Origin of the sequence: Formosa bonchosmolovskayae (genome assembly GCF_051016085.1) — a bacterium.
Lineage (GTDB): Bacteria > Bacteroidota > Bacteroidia > Flavobacteriales > Flavobacteriaceae > Formosa.
On sequence record NZ_CP174605.1, the window covers coordinates 1,695,078 to 1,713,219 of the forward strand.

Sequence of the window (18,142 nt, forward strand, 5' to 3'; positions counted from 1 at the left end):
CAATTATTTTAGAATAATTTCACTTATACATTAAAATACTTTTTTTACTAAACGTTGCGGTTTTTCATTGGGGTTTTCAATAATTTCAAAATCAATAACACCAAGCAGTAATTCTTCTTCGGTTAAAACTTCTACTCGCCATAATCCTGATCTTATATTTTCTTTATACGTGTATCCACGGTAGCCATCGTTCCTGCCACCAGTAATATCGTAACTTATATTGTCTAAAATAATCCATTCCTCAGTTTTCTCATCGTACCATTTCCATCTATGAATAATGGATTTCTTTAAAGCCGTTGGAGCAAAAATAGAAGAGAAAACATACACCGGTTCGTTTGGGTTATGAATAAATTTGGAGCTGTGATCTCTCCAGAAAACGAATTGTTTTTTTTCTTCGTAAGTCACCTCATATTTTCCGTTTTCCGTCACAATATTATGAGCCACTAAACCTGTTTGTAAGGCGAGTGGCACCGGAGGAATGAGTTTAAAAAAGTAAAAAATATTTATTAGAAGGTAGATGGAAATAATAATTCCGGTTAGTTTTCCTAAATGAATTTCGGCTCGTGTACTTGGACTTTTTCTATAGATAAAGGTGATTAGTAATAGGGTACACGCTAGGCTAACAACACCAGAAATTATAAAAATAGCAGGATTCATTTGTTTGATGAATACCGGAATCATGAAAGAAAAAAAGGTAAAACTTATAAAATAATAAATGCTAAATTGAAGATATTTATTAGAGATACGCTTTTTTAAAAATTCGTTGGCAAACAATAAAACCACTAAGATTATAAAAAAGGATGCGGTTCTGGATAGAGAAACGCTTCTGGAGAAATATACCACATAAGCGCTAGACAGTCCGCCAAAGAAAAATTGAATAACCAATGGAAAATAAATTTCAAAACGTTCTAGAAAGGTGTTTTTCCATGCTCCATCGTCGGCTAGATTAAAAAGATATAAGGTGATGCTTAACGATGTCATGTGCATGCAAAGCACAGAGAGATCGTAGAGTCTGTCTATGCGCCCAAGCGTTAGCGTGTCGAAAATAAAACCACCAATAAAGAACAAAATAGGGGCGTATTTTTGATGCCTTCGAATAAATTTTCGGAGACCACTATTTTTAAATTTAGCCAAGGTGTGTTTCATACCCAATTTTAAGTAAAACAAATGTAATGGAATAAAAAAAGCTTCAGTTTAATTTCTGAAGCTTTATGCTTTTTGTAACAGTTATTAATGTGATAGATGTAGATTATTCGGGTGGCGTTTCTAGGCTAAAACACAACGATTTCTCTTTAAGAAGATCTAAGTCACTTTTAAATGTTAATTCTTGTTTGGCTCTATTAAAGGAAGTTTCGGAATAGGCTAGGGCTATGGCTTGCATCTCAGCATGATTTATGGTGGCAATAGACGCATATGCTTTTTGTAACCGGAGCATGACCTCGATGTTATTTGCGCCATCTCTGGAAATAGGGCGAAAAGCACTTTCGAAAAATTCCTGAGTAGGGAGTTGAGGCACTTCGATACGGTTATAACTGTGTAAATCGATTTCCTCTTTTGTGTACGTTGTGTTCCACAAGAAAAATAAGCGCACCTGACTTCCAATTATCTGTATGGCTGTTCCCGGATCGTTAATTCCAGGAGATAAAGCTCGACTCGCAATCTCTGATAAGGCAATAAGGCCAAAACGCGGATCTTCCTCAAAAAGTCTTGTACTACCAATGCGAATGGCTTCATTAATTTTTTTTGAAATGTCTTCAATATCCAATCCCTGAGCTGTCGAAAGGTAAACTAAAGGTGAATTATAATGAACATAGGCTCCTGGAGTGGCGTTAAGTTGTATTGTAATGTGATGCGCTTCGGCAAGTTTTTGCAGACTATCCATATCTATAAACTGGATATAACCAATTTTAAGGGGTTTCACAAAGACGCTTGTGTTGATTGTATTAGATACCGGAACACCTTTTAAAAGCGGATGCTTAATGTGATTTTCTAAAGATTTTAGTGCGACTTGTTCTACTTGACTAATGGTGTGTTCTAGGCGTCCCAACCTTGAAATTCTGTCTACCCAGCGTAAAAATGTTAAAATAACCGAGGCAAAAAACAATAATGTAAAAACGAAAAGTACAAAACGACCCGCATCGCCATAATAACCGTTTTCAAGCGCTACGGTAGATACGATACTAAAAATAAAAGCACCGATAAACATAGATAAGGCGTTCTTAGAAGCATCGTCTGTAACCACAATCTTAAAAGATCTAGGTGTTGCTGTATTACTCGCGGCGCTAAATGCAGAAATCATGGAAGAAACTGCGAATATGGCTATAACGAGCATACTAGACGAAATGGTTGTGAGTAGGCCAACAATAGATTCTGTTTTTATATTGGGCACCAGTTCTTTTAGTCCTGTACCATCGGCAAAGCGAGCTAGTAGTGCACCAATAATGGAAATAATGCAGAATATTAAAGGTCTAAACCATAACTGCTCGCGAAGGCGATTGAAATAAATTAAAACAGATTTTTTCATAAAATAATACCATTCCTATTATAGCAATTTACAATTTTTATATAAAATAAAAGCTCCAGAGTTTATCTGAAGCTTTTATACCATTATAAATTAGGATGCAATTTATTGTTTTGTGTACGTGTTGGTTTCCAATCCGTTTTCTATTTCTACTATTTCATTATCCGATTTTAATCTAAAATGAAATTCTAATTCTCTTTCTACGCCAGGCTCTCCATAATAGTTTATTTCGAACTCATAATCCGTGTCTGTAATTTCTTCATCTTCGACATAAACATCTAATTCAGATTGTTCAATTATGCTTTTGTAACAAGATTCTAAACCTGCTTCAAGTACACAAAAATCGTCTGTTGTAAATTTTACACCATTTAAATCTTGCGAACCTGCTTGAATCCATGTTCCTTGAATCCATGTTGGTGGGTGAAATCTTTGGTTTCCATTTCCATCGTCATCAGAACTGCATGAAAAGCATATAACTGCTACCAGTAAAATAAGTAGGTGTTTCATAAAATGTGTTGTTTTGGGCGCAATTTACATATTTTTTAGAATGCTTAAGTCCTAAAATAAAGAAACTCCATCTATAACAATAGCGTTTTATACCTTGGGAAAAAATGACTGACCTTTCTTTGGTTTCAAGGAATCGTTTTATAAAATTGATTAACTTATCGACGTTTTACTACGTTATTCAGTTTAAAATTAAGGATGCTTATGGTTTTGACTTTTAAAAAATGTTTTAAAATAGTAATTCTGCTTTCTGTTTTTGTCTCTTGTGGTGTACAAAATAAAATTATTGACAAGCCAATTGTTTTTAATGAAGAACGTAACGAATTAACGCTAGAATATCTTGATGAACATTACGGTTTAAAACAAACAGAACCTACAATAGTTCCAAAGATGATTGTGCTGCATTGGACGGTGATACCAACCTTAGAACAGTCTTACGAAGCTTTTAAAAATCCATTGCTACCTAATTTTAGAACAGAAATTAATAGTGCAAGTGCATTAAATGTGTCTTCTCAATTTTTAGTAGATCGCGATGGAACCATTTATAGATTAATGCCAGAAACCACTATGGCAAGGCATGTAATAGGTTTAAACCATTGTGCTATAGGTATCGAAAATGTTGGAGGCTCTAAAGACTTGCCTTTAACCGAACTTCAGGTTAAAGCAAACATTAAATTAGTTAATTATTTAAGTAAGCAATATCCAATAGAATATCTTATTGGTCATTACGAGTATTCAAATTTTGAAGGTCATCCATTATGGTTAGAAAAAGATAATGGGTACAGAACAGAAAAAACAGATCCAGGGAAAACATTTTTAGAAGCTGTTAAAGCAGGGACGCTTAAGAATGATTTTAAAACAACTCCGAGTAAAAAAAAATAAGACATGAAATATATATTAAACAGTATTCTTCTTATGATTACGGCAACTGTATTTGCTCAAAACATCAACTTTACTTCACAACTTTATAAAGAATATGATAAATATAAAGTTGAAGAGTTTTCTACAAGGCGTTTAAAACATAGCGATATACAACCGTTTATAAAAAGGTTGAGGTTAGATAAAAAATATACTGTAAAACATGTAGGGTCGTCTATCGAAGGTCGTGCTATTAATTTAATAAGTATAGGTAGTGGTCCGGTAGATGTTTTTCTATGGTCGCAAATGCATGGTGATGAAACCACAGCAACACAGGCTATTTTCGATATTTTTAATTTTTTAAATAGTGATGAATTTAAAGCTGAAAAAGCAGAAATTTTAAGTAAACTAACATTACATTTTTTGCCTATGCTTAATCCTGATGGTGCAGAAGTTTTTCAGCGTCGTAATGCTTTAGGGATAGATGTAAATAGGGATGCTTTAAGATTACAATCGCCAGAAGGGCAAATATTAAAGCGTGTTCGCGATAGTTTAGATGCCGATTTTGGTTTCAATCTTCATGATCAAAGCCGATATTATAATGCAGAACGTACAAGTAAACCTGCAACGGTTTCTTATTTGGCTCCTGCTTATAATTATGAAAAAGATATAAATGATGTGCGTGGAAATGCAATGAAAGTTATTGTGTTTATGAATACGATTATTCAACAATATGCCAAAGGGCAAGTGGGACGATATAACGACGATTTCGAGCCAAGAGCTTTTGGTGATAATATTCAGAAATGGGGCACGAGTGCCATTTTAATAGAATCTGGTGGGTATAAAAATGATCAAGAAAAACAGGAAATACGCAAGCTTAATTACGTGTCTATTCTTTCTGCAATTTATGTGATTGCAACCGAAAATTACAAAAAGATAGCTATTGAAGATTATGAAAAAATTCCTCAAAATGAGAGAAAACTGTTCGACCTTAAATTAACCGAAGTCACATATAACCTTTTGGGTAAAAACTATGTTTTAGACTTAGGTATTAATTATACGGAGAAGGATGTCGACGAGCATGTAAACTACTATAATGTGGGGCGTATTATTGATCAAGGAGATTTGAGTACATTTTATGGCTACGACGATTTTAATGCTAAAGGTTATACTATTGTTGAAGGAAAAGTGTATCCAGAAATATTTGCCAATGTGAATGATTTAAATTCTCAAAAAGTAAATGAACTATTAGAATCGGGTTATGCCTATGTAAGAGTGTCGGATTTAAAAGACTCTAAAAAGTATACACAACTTCCAATACATATTATAAGCGAAGATTATAAGGTTCCTGAATTTCGCATTGGTGTGGGAGTAAATCCTACTTTTATACTTAAGAAAAATGATGCCGTTAATTATGCTGTTATAAATGGCTTTCTAATTAATTTAAATAATACCAACAAAGTGTTTAAAAATGCTTTAATTCTTAAAGATTAATATGTGTCTCTAAGGTATTCGAAAATGTTTTGCATGTGCTTTTTTACTTCGCTAGTTGGTGTGGTGTAATGGTTATTCATAAAACTGAAGATTAGTGTTTTTCCGGATGCTGTAAGTAAGAAACCACTTAAAGAATAGTTGTTTCCTACAGATCCTGACTTAGCATAAATATAAGGTTCTGTTTGTCCAGCGTACGAATTTTTTAATGTTCCCGATTGACCTCCTGCAGGAAAAAAATGAAATAAACGTTCACGAGGAATTGTCGTGTAGAGTTTGTTTAAAATCTGAACAAAAGATAAAGGTGAAAACAAATTATATCGACTTAATCCAGAACCGTCAACCCAACGTGGTTTTTGCTTTAAATCATGTAAATGATGTTCTAAAATATAGTTTCTAAGGAAGGTTGTATTTAAAGTGTCGGTGATGGTACTCGAAGCTAAAACGAGCATTTGTTCTGCTAGAAAGTTATCGCTTAAATGCATCATTCGTTTGTATAAAGAGTCAGACGGAATGCTATAGGCTATTTCTGGAGTAGAATTAAATGGTTGGTGAGAAAAACTCACTTTTCCAGGTAGTAAATCGCTCCAAAGATTCTGAGTTGTTAGACTGTCTACTACAATTGGGATTTCTCTCGCTCTTGTAGATGTCGTATCGTAAAAAAAGATATTTTGGTTATATAAGCGACTGATTTTACCTGTTTTTTGAAAAACACTGTCTTTAAAATAGTTTGGACTAACTTCCAATTTATTCGTATTCGATATGCTCACCACATTTCCATACATTGGAAAACTGCTTCGTTCTGGACTAAAGTAGGTGTCGTAATCTTCCCAAGCCCAACCTGGACCAAATTTGTCATCGGTAAAGGTGTTTCTTAGAATGGATACGTGCTTATAATCTTTGGCCATTTGTAAAGCAGTACTATCCTTAAAATACGGATGTAAGAAACTAGGATCTCCTATTCCTCTTAATTGTAGCGTATCGTTAGATGCATGATAATAGAAAGCAGGAATGCTGTCTTTTAGTAATGTTAGTGCACTAAATAAGGTAACGATCTTGGTATTACTTGCTGGCGTGAAATATTTTTCTGCTTGGTGTTTATAAACCGTGTCTTTTGTTTCAGGGTCGTAAATCATAATTCCAGTAAACTGATTATCGTAAAATTCAGTAGAAATAGATTTTGTAATCGTTTTCGATAATTTTGAAGACTTACAACCTGTAAATAAAGTAAACCCAATAATAACACATAAGAATTTAAAAGAAGAAACGAGTTTATTAAATACCCTTGTATAGTACAAGTTTTGGTTTGATGCTGTAGGTGTACTAGTCATTTAAAAAATAATAGGTTTTACGTGTCATTAATTATAAATGTACTCATTTAAATATAACATAACGCCAGATTGTAACTTGAGAGGGTTGAAATACGTGATGTGTATTGATAAATTTTCTGTATTAATTATCAAAATAGCATTTCAGCTTTATAAAACAGGTATTGCTTATTAAGGATGTTTAGTTTAATTGAGAATTTTTATTAAAACCATGTTAGTGACGTATACTGTTAACTTTTAACAATGTTCTTGTGTATTTCATGTGAAATTTATGTTAAATTAACATAATGTTAAAACCAAACTAATATGAGAAAAACAATTACAATTCGGCTAACCCTTATTGTCTTTTTTACCTCTATGTTTTCTGTGCTTTATTCTCAGGATATAGAGGTTAAAGGAACTGTAAAAGATAATACTGGCATGCCATTACCAGGGGTAAATATTCAATTAAAAGGTACCTCAACCGGAACAATCACAAATTTCGATGGAAATTACAAGATTAAAACAAACATGGGTAATGTTTTAGTGTTTTCATTCTTAGGTTACGATAAACAAGAAAACACTGTAAATAGCTCTGTTTTAAACGTGACCCTCGTAATGGGAGAAGGTGAAGCTTTAAATGAAGTTTTAGTAACTGCTTTTGGTATCGAAAAATCTGCTAGAGAAGTGGGGTATTCAGTATCTCAAGTTAAAACTGCCGATTTAGATTTGGCAGGACAGTCTAATGCGGTTTCGGCTCTTCAAGGTCGCGTTGCAGGATTGCAAATAAGTCAGACTTCAGGATCTTCTGGAGGTGGTGTAGATATTTTAATTCGTGGAGTTACATCTGTAAATCCAGATAGAGATAATCAGCCATTAATAATTGTAGATGGTTTGGCACTTAATAATGATACGTTTTCGGGAAGTGTGTTACCAAGTACGGGGTCTAATTCACCAAGTAGTTCAGAACAATTTTCATTTTCAAATAGAGCTTCAGATATAAACCCCGAAGATATTGAAACCTATAACGTTTTAAAAGGTGCTGCAGCTACAGCATTATATGGTGTTAGAGCAGCCAATGGAGCGATAGTTATTACAACTAAAAAAGGAAAGTTGGGTAAAGCTAGAGTTAATATGACGGCGTCAACAACTTTTAGACAAATTAGAACAACGCCAGATTTACAAACTACATATAGAGAAGGGTTTAGTGGAGAGCCAAGAACATTGTATACACCAGAAACCGACACTGGATTTACTAGATTAGGAGGAACTTCTTTCTACTCTTGGGGCCCAGAATATACCGATGATTCTTATACTATGGATGACGGTACAGTGGTCGATTTAACAGGCGATCAGTTTTACGATCCATACGATTTGTTTAGAACAGGTGTGAATACCCAATTAAACTTTAGTCTTAGTGGTGCGACAGAACGCATAGATTATTTCTTTTCTGCAGCAAATAACAGTGAAGAAGGTGTGTTGCCAAATACAAATTACGACAAAACAACTTTCAGGTTTAAAGGAGGATATACTGTAACCGATAACTTTAAAATAAATACATCGGTTGCTTATACAAATTCTGGAGGAGCCCGAGGAAATGGTGGAGATAAATCTGTTTTTAGTGCATTAGCATATTATTCAGGAACATTCCCTATTAATGATTACCAAAACGCAGATGGTTCCGAAAGAGATTACTCGTTTGGTATTATAGATAATCCAAGATATTTATTAGAAAAGAGTCCGCTTTTAGATGATGTAAATAGATGGGTTGGAAATGCAACTTTAAATTGGCAACCATTGTCATGGATGAATATTACATATGCGGCTCAAGTTGATAATTACTCAGATCAAAGAAATCGCTTTGTAACTCCAGATTTAGATGCTGGATCTGCTGTAGGCGGATTTATTGTTAATCAGAATATAAACTTTTTAGGTTTAGAATCTAACTTTTTAGTGGCGATGGACAAAGAGTGGTCAGACGATTTTTCGACCACACTTACTGTGGGTAATCAAATATCCGATTCTAAAAGAGATTACACATGGCAGCGTGGAGAAACCCTTAACGTACCAGGTATAAACGATATCGCAAATACCATTAACTTATTTGCTGGTAAAACAGTAACTCAGCTTAGAAATGTTGGTGTCTTTGGAGAGTTAAAAGTAGATTTTAGAAATAAATTATTTTTAACGATTACAGGAAGAAATGACTGGATTTCAACCTTGCCAACAGAGAATCGATCATTTTTCTATCCGTCTGTAAGTATGGCTTACGATTTTCATGATTTAATGGACAAGGATAGTAACTTTTTTAGTTTTGGTAAATTAAGAGCATCATGGGCAGAAGTAGGTAAAGGCCCATTATTTGGTCAAGTAGGACACTATTTTATTGCCGATTCCAATTTCCCTTTTGGTGGAGCCGGTGGATATAGATCAAGTACGCAATTAGGAGATACTAATATGTTGCCTGAACGAAACCAATCTTACGAAATTGGAGCAGATTTACGTTTCTTTAAAAATCGTTTACGAATCGATTATGCCTACTATAAAACACGTGTTAAAGATCAAATATTTACAGTGGGAGCAGCCTATTCTTCTGGATTATCTGGTATAGTAAGAAATGCAGGAGATTTTGAAACTTACGGGCATGAATTATTAGTTGGATATGATGTTATTAGAACAGAAGATTTTAAATGGGAACTTATTTTTAACTGGTCTACAAACGAAGGAAAAGTACTTAGCTTACCAGACGATGTAGAATCTTTAATTTTTGCAGATGCAGGATTTGCAGGGATAACTTCAGAAATTCGTGAAGGTGATAAAATGGGAGATATGTATGGGTATACTTATAGATATGAAGATGGAGAACGTTATATAAACGAAAACGGATTGCCAGATGTAGATACTTCAGAGCGTGTAAAAGTAGGTAATGCGTTTCCAGATTTCGTCACGTCTTTAGGTAGTAATTTTAGTTATAAAGGCTTTGGTCTTAATGTTCTTGTAGAATGGAAAAAAGGAGGTGATTTATACGACGCTGGTAGACGTAATAGTTTACGAAATGGTGTTCTAGCCGAAACAGCTTATAGAGATGTATTAACGGTTATGGATGGAGTTATGGATAATGGCTCTGGCGGATATGTTACCAATACAACAGAGGTGCTAATCGATCAAGATTACTATAGAAGTAGTTACAATTTCAATTTAGCCTCAGAAGTTTTATTACAAGACGCATCTTGGGTAAAATTACGTAACATAGGGGTGTCTTATAGTTTGTCTGGAAATATTTTAGAAAGATTAAAAATGAACCGCATTAGTTTCTCTGTAAATGCTAATAATATTTTGTTATGGACGCCTTATAAAGGTTACGATCCAGAAGGAAATCAATACAGTGCAGGAAGTAACGTATATGGTTTTACAGGGTTAGGAACACCGCTTAGTGAGAGTGTGTCAATGGGAATTAATTTAGGATTTTAAAAGATGAAAAAGATGAACAAGTTTATAATAAAAATAGGAATGTTTGCACTGCTTTTAGTTGGATTCTCTGCTTGTAGTGACGAATATTTTGATATCAATACACCGTCTGGTACAGCACAAGAAGACCAATTGCGTGTAAGCGATTTAATGGCGCCAGTAATGTATAGAGTCTTGGCAGGGCAACATTCTGCAGAACAGGCTTTTGGAAATTATACTCAGTATTTTGTGGGACAAGGCGGAACAGCTTCGGGAGAAACAACCGCATCAGGGTTATGGTCTAGCGTGTATTTGTACACCTTACCAAATATAATCACCATAAAAGAAAAAGCAGAAGCTATAGATGCAATACATTACAGTGCAGTTGCCGATATTATTACAGCAATAAACCTTGGAATTGCAACAGATTCTTGGGAAAATATTCCATATTCGGAAGCGACAAACGGACAAGATAATTTGTTTCCTGCCTTCGATTCGCAAGAGTTTATTTATCAAGAAATATTTAATCTTTTGGATGGTGCTATTTCAGAACTTCAAAAAGTAGATGAGTCTGGAACTTATTTAGGAACAGACGATTTAATTTATGAAGGCGATATCGATAAATGGATTAGAGCGGCTTACACCTTAAAAGCACGTTACCAATTGCATGTAATAGGTAAAGGGAGTGTGACTGCTAGCGATGTATTAGCTACAATTGAAAATGGATTTGAATCTAACGCTGATGATTTTCAAATGTTTTACGACGATAAAAATCAAAACCCATGGTATTCTACAGAGGTTGTTGCTAAAGGATCAGGAAATTTTCATAACGATTTAGCGAGTCAATTAGTAAGTTCTATGAATGGTGATTACTTCCCTTTCGAAAGTAATGCTTTAACAATCGATCCGCGTTTACCGGTTTTTGGTGAGAATGATGGCACAGACGAGTGGAAAGGCTACGTAAGTGGTGGCGGCGGTTTGGCTCCAGATGGAACTTTAGGAAATACAGGTTTCTCGAATGGCGGTTTTTATACCTCTATAGATTCTCCTTTATTACTTATAAGTTATGCTGAAGCGCAGTTTATTAAAGCTGAAGCTGCTTTCTTAGCTAATGGCGGTTCTACCACAAGTACAGGTGCAAATAGTGTCGCTTACAATGCGTATTTAGAAGGTATTCAAGCAAGTATGTCTAAGTATGGTGTAGATGCTACAGCTTATATAGCAGATGGTGCTGTAGCTGTAGGTGAGTCTGGATTGAAATTGCAACATATTATGAAAGAAAAATATATTCATAATTTCTTAAATCCTGAAACTTTTGTAGACTTCAGAAGATATGATTTTTCTGATGATGTTTTTAAAGGTTTAAAAATAAGAGAAGAAGAAGATTCAGATGGAGATTATGCAGGACAATGGTTTAGAAGAGCGAGTTATCCGTCTACTGAAGAGTTTAGAAATCCAGAAAACGTTTCGGCGAATGAAGAAACGCCAGTAACTCCAGTATGGTGGGACGAATAAAGTTTAGTCTTTAGATACTAAAAAAGCACTTTCTTAATTGAAAGTGCTTTTTTTTATGCAAGCGTTTTAAGAGTGTGTTTCAGTATATCTATATCGGTTTTAGAATGATTTGCGGAAAGTACAATCCGACTTAAAACCGATTCAGGTGTTGGGTAATTAAAATGAGTGATAACGATGTTTTTCTTCAATAAAGCATTATAAAATTCAGGTTGAAAATTATAAATGTTAGGATAATGAGTGTTGAATATAAATCGATCATCCAAGTATAATCCATCGAAAAAATAGCGTAGATTCTCTTTTAATTTAGCCTTCTGATTTTTATAAATAGCTTGAGATTGCAGGTAAGCTTCTAGATAAGCTGGACTCATTCCTGATGCTGTAGAAAACATAACCGTAGATGTTATATTCTGTATAAACGATAGATCTCCTGCAATTAGTCCTCCGGGTAATCCCATAGCCTTTCCTAAAGAAGCAACCATAATTTTTTGATGTAAATGCGTTGTGGGAATACTACTAAAAATGCCCATTCCTATTTCTCCTGTAATGCCTATGCTATGCGATTCGTCTAGAAGTAAAGTGATTTGTTTTTGTTTGGAAATATATTCTAAAATACTAAAATCAGGCGGTGTAACATGTGCTGTAGAAATGGCATCTACAGAAATCACAATATTTTCTATAGTATCGGTTAAAAGTGATGGATGCAACTTATGGTCTATAAGTAGCGGTAAACTATTTGGAGATAAAATAGCAGGATGTGTATGAGGAAAATGATAAAACCTAGTATTAGAGTGCGATAAATAATCCACCACTAATTTTCCTGCTAGCATTCCTGACGATACGGTAACACAAGCTTCAGTGTGTAATTGTGATGCTAAAAGTGCTTCTGCATCCTTGTAAACATCCAACTTTACATTTGCATGTCTCGAGCTTCCGTAAGCGGTTCCCCATTTTTTTATACCGTTTATTACAGCTTCTTGGAAGGCAGGTAATGTAGCTAATCCTAAATACGATGTACCTCCAAAATAAGACATGCTTTTAGTGTCTAAGACAATTTCGGAATTTGGTGCTTTTGTAACGTCCATTATAGTAAGGTTACTCCAGTTCCGTTTAAAGCGCTATAATGTGTTACACCATTTTTAATGGTTATACCTGTAGCAATATCTTTCGCTAATAACATAGCGCCATCCATATCGACAAAATCGAGTAGGGGTAAAAGTTGTGCTACTGCCGAAATACCTACCGAAGATTCCGTCATGCAGCCTACCATGGTTTTCATGCCCAAATCTTTAGCTTCTAAAAGCATGGTTCTAGCAGGTGTTAATCCGCCACATTTTACAAGTTTCACATTAACGCCATGGAAATGGTTATGGCATTTTGCAATGTCTTCTCTTACTTGACAACTTTCGTCTGCCACTATTGGAAGTACAGAATCTTGAAAAAGTTTTTTATGGCCGTCCCAATTATCGGCTTTTAAAGGTTGTTCTAAAAATTCTACACCAAGAGCTTTTAGTGCGATGGCATTTTCAAGAGCTTCATCGACGCCCCATCCGCAATTCGCATCAATTCTGAAAATGGCATCGGTGTGTTTTCGTAATTCAGTAACTATTTTAATATCTTCATTTGTACCTAATTTAATCTTGTAAATAGGCCAAGGGAGTTCTTTCATTTTTGCTACCATTTTTTCAACGGTATCAATGCCAATAGTATAATCTGTAATGGGATTATCCGAAATATCGTAACCCCAAAGTTCGTATAATTTTTTATTTTGTTTTCGTGCATATAAATCGTTATGTGCAAGGTCTAATGCACATAACGCAAACATATTATGTTTTAAAAGCGGATACATTTTAGCCCAAAAGATTTCAGGTGTTTCGTTAGTAGTTGCTTCAATAATTTCTTTCACATTAGTCAACGTTTCCATCATTATAGGAACGGTAATGTTATAATACGGATTTGAAGTCGCTTCACCATAACCTGAAAGACCACCATCCTCTAAAACGACGATTAAACTCGGTTGCACATCAATAGATTCTCTAGATATTGTGAAGGTGTGTTTTAATGGAAGGATGTAATCTTTTAAAATAAGTTTCATAAGCCAAAATATTGTCACTCAAAATTACATAATAATTTTTTTAAACGTTCCGATTAACTGCTAATGTTATGCTAATACGCCATGTAGGAACCTATTAAAATTAAGACATGAAAAAACGCCTAACATCTGATTTGTGTTAGGCGCTGATTGTATATAAAGATTATTCTTTTAGTACTTTACAAGCTTCACGGTTTGCGTGGTACCTAAATGGTCTGAAATGTTTACAAGATATAAACTAGCAGGTAAGTTTGAAATATCGAAGGTATAATCGTCATTAAACTGCCCCTTAAAACGCGTCATTATTTTTCCTGTAATGTCGTAAATCGTGACTTCAGAAACCGTTTTACTTATCTTGAAATTATTCTGAGCAGGATTTGGATAAATAGCAAAAGATTGTGTTGCTTCAACATCACCGATACTTAAAGTTTTAGGAAGATTATTTCCGTAAATCTTAAATGTTCCCGGTTGTAAAGTAATCGCGTTAGTAGCAGAAATTGAGGTGCTTCCTGTGTCGTCCATTAAATCGTACCAAGTGCCGTTAGTTGGGAAATTTGGGTCTACAGTTTTAGAGGTCGTATCAAAATTAGAGATGATAACAACATCTGTTAATTCTGTAGCTGGCAAATCGGAATTCCAAACACGGATTCTTGGTGTTAAATCTCCAGAAGTGATGGTGTAATCGCCTTCAAAAACAGCTTCGTTAATTTTTAGAGCATTTAAATGCGACCACGTATCGTAAACTGATTTCCTAGCGGTATTTCCTAACCAATTATCGTCCCATTGTGGTTGAGGTTTTGTAGATAATTTACACGAATCGTCTGAAGACACCGTACCGTCGGTGCAGGTGAAAATAGAGTTATTCATCCCTAATTCGCCAAAGTGCCAAATCATTTTTGGTCCAGGAATAGTAAGGGTAATAGCTCCCAAAGCTTCCATACGCTGTAAAGACGTATTTAAATCTTTTACATTATAAGACCCGCTAGACGCACCGTATTGTAAATTCTTATACATAAGGCGCTCTTCGTCGTGACTTTCTGCATACCCCACAAGACGTTTAGAATCGAATCCGTGTGCTTCGTGGCCCATGCGGTTAAAGTTAGAATCGGACGCATAACCCATTGTTAATTGGTTGTAAGAGTCTGTCATTTTTCCCCACATCATAATGCCTTTGCCGTCTTCATCTTTATAATTTGCCCATTGTTGTTCTTCGTTATCCTGACCTAAATGTTCGAAAATTACGTAATGTGAAGCGTCTAAACTCCAAGAATAATCGGCATATTGTTTTAAAATGTCTACACGGTCTTGCTGATAACTGTTTGTGCAATTGTCGTCGCTAGAAGAGCAATTCTGCGTAAATCCTTTGGTTAAATCCCAACGGAATCCATCGATATTGAATTCGGTTACCCAATGATTTACCACACGCTCTACATAATATTGTGTACGGTCTTGTTGGTGATTAAAATCGGAACCCACACTGTAACTGTGTTTTGCTTCTTCGTTAAAATATGGATTTTCTGCACTTGGGTCTCCCCAGCCGTCGCCATCGGCATCTTTCATCCACATACGCACCATAGGATTTCTTCCGTAAGCGTGGTTTAAAGCGACATCCAGAATCACTGCAATTCCGTTTTCATGACAGATATCGACAAACTCTTTAACCTTGTCTTCGGTGCCATAAAACTTATCTAAAGCCATATGAAAAGCGGTGTTGTAACCCCAACTTTCGTTGCCTTCAAATTCCATAATTGGCATCAGCTGAATCGCATTTACATTCAATCCTTTAAAATAATCGATACGGTCAATCAAGTCTTGAATGTTTCTGTCTTTATCGAAATCACGAATTAAAACTTCGTAAATCACTAAATCTTCTTTTTTAGGTTTTTCGAAATTCGGTACTGTCCAATTATAATCACTTTTACCAGTTTGTAATACGGTAACTTCGCGTTCTTGGCCTGCTGGATATTGTGGTAAATTCGGATAGGTTTCTGAAGAAATTCCAGAATCATCGAAAGGTGATAAGACTAAAGTTGAAAATGGGTCGGCAGTTTTTACCATAATAGGTGAATTGGCAATAGGTGTTTCGTCTATCACCCAATATTGATAGGTTTCAATCTTTTGAGATGTTAATCCCGTCAACTCCAACCAAAATTTTCCAGAACTCGGGTCTTTTTTCATGGCGTAAGCCGACGATGGTTGCCAGTTATTGAAGCTTCCAACCACGTAAACGAAATCTTTCAAGGGTGCATCTAAAACAAGTGTTGCTTTTGAAGCATCGCTGGCATTATAATTAATTCCGTTTTCCAATCCGCTAGGCATCGCTTGCGCAATAGTTCCCGGATTAATTAAAACCGAAAACGATTTTGAAACTGTTTCTGTGCCTTGCGTTACGGTTAACGTATAATTCTGATTTGTTGTAATATTAGAATGTGTATATGAATACGCAGATGTATTAGTACTTGTATTAATGGTAGAACCATTGCTAGCCAAGCTATAATTTGCATTTCCGTTGGTATTTGAAGCTGTAATGCTGAGGTTACCGCCAGAATTTACAATAGTCGTGCTGTTTTCTGAAGGACTATTTAATGTGACTTGAAATGTTCCCACGTTAATGCTGAAGTCGTTGCATCCTGAAGCTTTTAGCTCCTGATTGCCTTCCGGGTTTCTAAACACCATTCCCATTTTTGAAGCGGAAGATGCTTGAGCATTGGTTAAGCTGAAATAAGTTTTTGGTGTAATAGTAATGCTCCAAATGCCGTTTCCGTTATTGGTCATTTCTCCAATACCATCGTCTTTACCCCAATTACCAACTACATTATATTTCCATGGATTGGAGTCGCTTCCTATTCCAGAATGCATATACACTTTAGAAGGATTGCTGAGCGAATTACAACCGGTTGCAGATGTAATGTCTACTGTTATGGTGACTGCATCGGTGGTGTTAAAGGCACTCGGACTCGTGGTAATCTGAGCAAAACCCAACCAAGATGTTATTATAAATAAGAAAGAAAGTAAGTTTGTTTTCATAATGTTGCTATTGATTAAAAACAAAAATGGCTGTGATTATTACGTCACAGCCATGTGTTTATAAATTAGTTTGCTGAAATTGTGTACATTGGGTTGCTGTCGTCTGATAGGTCTAAAACAATATTATAATTACCAGCAGTAATCGGAATATTTGCGCCACCATCTTCAAGGTTTCCATCGTTTCCATCGTCACCATAGTTAATACCCCAGTCATTGTTCGCTCTAAATTTCATTTCGCCAGTTGTTAGCGAAACACCATTTATATACCAAACACCCTCTTGTGCATAATCCATACTTAATAAAGTATCTGGACCATCCCAGCCGTTAGGCGTAGCGTCTCCAACTAGTCCCCAAAGTTTTTCAATAGGTTCTAGAGTATAGGTTAGGTCGTTTAGGTTTAAAGTCACTAAATAATTTCCAGCCGTAACAGGAATATTATCGGCTCCATCTTCTAAAGACCCATCGTTTCCTGTATCTCCATAGTTAAACGCCCAGTCGTTATTTCTTCGGAATTTCATTTCACCAGCAGTAAGTGCTACAATAGCACGCCATTGGTCCGAAGTTGGGTCGTAAGTTAAAGGTGTGTCTGGACCATCCCAACCATTAGGTGTTGCATCTCCAACAAGTCCCCAAGTATATGCTTCGATAGCATAAGTTAAGGTACCTTGATTAAAGGTTACTTTATACGTTCCAGCGTCTACTTTTATGTTGTCGCCTCCAGCTTCTAAAGTCCCATCGGCTCCAGTGTCTCCGTAATTTACATCCCAGCTGTTGTCTTGTCTAATCTTAAGCTCACCTGTTTTAAGGGTTACGTAAGCTACATAAACATTAGCTTCGCTGGTTTGATAGAAAGGCATATCTGGACCATCCCAACCGTTAACTGTAGCATCTCCTACAAGACCCCAGTTTGTCGATAAGTCTAAAACATTAGCATAGCCGGTAACCGTAAGCGCTTCGATATTAGAAACCGCAGCAACTTGACTAGTACCAACTGTGCTCACCACTTTAACATCTAAAGCGGTTGGCGTATTTGGTTCTATTTCTAGTGTTTGTAGAATGGTATTTAAATTTTCAGTAACGACAGCATACTCTAAAGTATTTCCTGCATCTTTGATTACTGCGTTCTGAAAATTATTCCCAGCAACATCAAAATACACACTGTATTTTGGAATGGCATTATAACCGTAGTTCGGTTCTGTCCAGTTTAAGGTTAAAGCTGTTGCACCTTCGTTTTCTTTTAAAAGCACAACGTCGCTAGCTGAGGCAGATAATGCTGTCGTGGCCGTTTCGTTTAGTACGGTATCTGCATCGTCTGTGGTACAACTGTATAATGCTAAAGCAACCAACATTATACTCAATATTTTTGAAACTATATTTTTCATA

12 protein-coding genes are annotated in these 18,142 nt (G+C 35.6%); 4 read left to right on the forward strand and 8 right to left on the reverse strand.

Features of this window, described 5'->3' with window-relative positions; all coding sequences use genetic code 11:
- Positions 1–30: 30 nt before the first annotated feature.
- The 3 genes from ACKC83_RS07155 to ACKC83_RS07165 form a co-directional block, all read right to left on the reverse strand.
- Entirely contained in the window at positions 31–1,146 is a 1,116-nt protein-coding gene (locus ACKC83_RS07155; RefSeq protein ID WP_414036373.1) for a DUF2914 domain-containing protein, read from the reverse strand.
- Positions 1,147–1,249: 103 nt separating this feature from the next.
- Positions 1,250–2,524, reverse strand: coding sequence for a DUF2254 domain-containing protein (locus tag ACKC83_RS07160; protein WP_434037539.1), 1,275 nt, complete (start codon positions 2,522–2,524; stop codon positions 1,250–1,252).
- Positions 2,525–2,626: 102 nt separating this feature from the next.
- The gene (locus tag ACKC83_RS07165; RefSeq protein WP_434037540.1) at positions 2,627–3,028 is read right to left on the reverse strand and encodes a hypothetical protein; all 402 of its coding nucleotides are present in this window, start codon (positions 3,026–3,028) and stop codon (positions 2,627–2,629) included.
- A 201-nt stretch (positions 3,029–3,229) separates the two neighbouring features.
- Here ACKC83_RS07165 and ACKC83_RS07170 point away from each other — a divergent pair, with 201 nt between their 5' ends.
- Positions 3,230–3,907: an N-acetylmuramoyl-L-alanine amidase gene (locus ACKC83_RS07170; protein ID WP_434037541.1), complete on the forward strand. Its 678-nt coding sequence runs from the start codon at positions 3,230–3,232 to the stop codon at positions 3,905–3,907.
- Between the two features lie 3 nt (positions 3,908–3,910).
- Positions 3,911–5,377, forward strand: a complete 1,467-nt coding sequence (locus ACKC83_RS07175) for a M14 family zinc carboxypeptidase (protein WP_434037542.1) — start codon at positions 3,911–3,913, stop codon at positions 5,375–5,377.
- Here ACKC83_RS07175 and ACKC83_RS07180 read toward each other — a convergent pair.
- Positions 5,374–6,705 (reverse strand): D-alanyl-D-alanine carboxypeptidase, encoded by a 1,332-nt coding sequence (locus ACKC83_RS07180; protein WP_434037543.1) that lies wholly within the window; start codon positions 6,703–6,705, stop codon positions 5,374–5,376. The two genes, ACKC83_RS07175 and ACKC83_RS07180, sit on opposite strands and share 4 nt — an antisense overlap.
- A gap of 303 nt (positions 6,706–7,008) precedes the next feature.
- Here ACKC83_RS07180 and ACKC83_RS07185 point away from each other — a divergent pair, with 303 nt between their 5' ends.
- The gene (locus ACKC83_RS07185) at positions 7,009–10,152 is read left to right on the forward strand and encodes a SusC/RagA family TonB-linked outer membrane protein (protein ID WP_434037544.1); all 3,144 of its coding nucleotides are present in this window, start codon (positions 7,009–7,011) and stop codon (positions 10,150–10,152) included.
- 12 nt (positions 10,153–10,164) lie between these two features.
- Positions 10,165–11,643 (forward strand): SusD/RagB family nutrient-binding outer membrane lipoprotein, encoded by a 1,479-nt coding sequence (locus tag ACKC83_RS07190; RefSeq protein ID WP_434037545.1) that lies wholly within the window; start codon positions 10,165–10,167, stop codon positions 11,641–11,643.
- 53 nt (positions 11,644–11,696) lie between these two features.
- Here ACKC83_RS07190 and ACKC83_RS07195 read toward each other — a convergent pair whose 3' ends face one another.
- The 4 genes from ACKC83_RS07195 to ACKC83_RS07210 all read right to left on the reverse strand — a co-directional run bounded on the left by ACKC83_RS07195 (position 11,697) and on the right by ACKC83_RS07210 (position 18,141).
- Positions 11,697–12,725, reverse strand: coding sequence for an aminotransferase class I/II-fold pyridoxal phosphate-dependent enzyme (locus ACKC83_RS07195; RefSeq protein ID WP_434037546.1), 1,029 nt, complete (start codon positions 12,723–12,725; stop codon positions 11,697–11,699).
- Complete coding sequence (locus ACKC83_RS07200; protein WP_434037547.1) at positions 12,725–13,735, reverse strand: dipeptide epimerase; 1,011 nt, start codon at positions 13,733–13,735, stop codon at positions 12,725–12,727. The genes ACKC83_RS07195 and ACKC83_RS07200 overlap by 1 nt, the downstream gene beginning before the upstream one ends.
- Positions 13,736–13,903: 168 nt before the next feature.
- The gene (locus ACKC83_RS07205; RefSeq protein WP_434037548.1) at positions 13,904–16,759 is read right to left on the reverse strand and encodes an alpha-amylase family glycosyl hydrolase; all 2,856 of its coding nucleotides are present in this window, start codon (positions 16,757–16,759) and stop codon (positions 13,904–13,906) included.
- Positions 16,760–16,824: 65 nt separating this feature from the next.
- Positions 16,825–18,141, reverse strand: coding sequence for a SusE domain-containing protein (locus tag ACKC83_RS07210; RefSeq protein WP_434037549.1), 1,317 nt, complete (start codon positions 18,139–18,141; stop codon positions 16,825–16,827).
- Between the last annotated feature and the right edge of the window lies 1 nt (position 18,142).